We start from the raw sequence: 677 nt of genomic DNA, 5'->3' as shown, positions 1-677 counted from the left end.
CTTCGCGGTAACCAATGTGCGGGCGGTCAGTTATCCCAAACCCCACGTCCAGGTGAATTTTTCCGAGGCCCTGAAAGCGACCCAGAACCTGAAAGGGCTGGTCACGTTGAATGGCAAGGCGCCCCGCGTGGAAGTGGATGGCAGCACCCTGCGCATTTATCCGCAGGATGAGCTGGAAGACGATGTGAAGCTGGTGATTGACGGCAGCCTGCGCTCCGCCAGCCAGGGTCGTCTGACGGACAAGCTGGAAAAAACCGTTACCCTGATGACCAGCAAGCCAGGGGTGCGTTTTGTCGGCGACGGCACCATCCTGCCCGATGGCAAACAACTCAGCGTACCGTTTGAAGCGGTGGGCGTGCACTCGGTGAAAGTGCAGGCGTTCCGGGTATTCGATGACAACATCGGCCGGTATCTGCAAGGCAGCGAACTGAATGAAGCCGACATGGATTCACGCAGCGGCCGCTACCTGTGGCAGAAAACCCTGACCCTGCCGGGTAATAGTGATGGCTGGCAACGCTACCAGCTGGACCTTACCGAGCTGATGGCCAAGCATCCCAATGGTCTGGTGCATCTCTCCCTGATCATCGACGGCGACGATATCAGCTACAGTTGCCCCGATGGTGCCCTGAAGAAAAAAACCACCTTGCCGGACAGCTACGAAGGCCCTGGGCAGGATG

The 677-nt window shown here is 58.5% G+C and carries 1 pseudogene; it reads left to right on the top strand.

From position 1 onward, the window contains the following. Positions 1 to 677: pseudogene (locus A3754_RS26930) on the top strand (hypothetical protein); the annotation flags it as partial.

It is taken from the genome of Alcanivorax sp. HI0083 (assembly GCF_001635175.1).
This window is presented reverse-complemented; position numbering and strand designations above follow the sequence as displayed.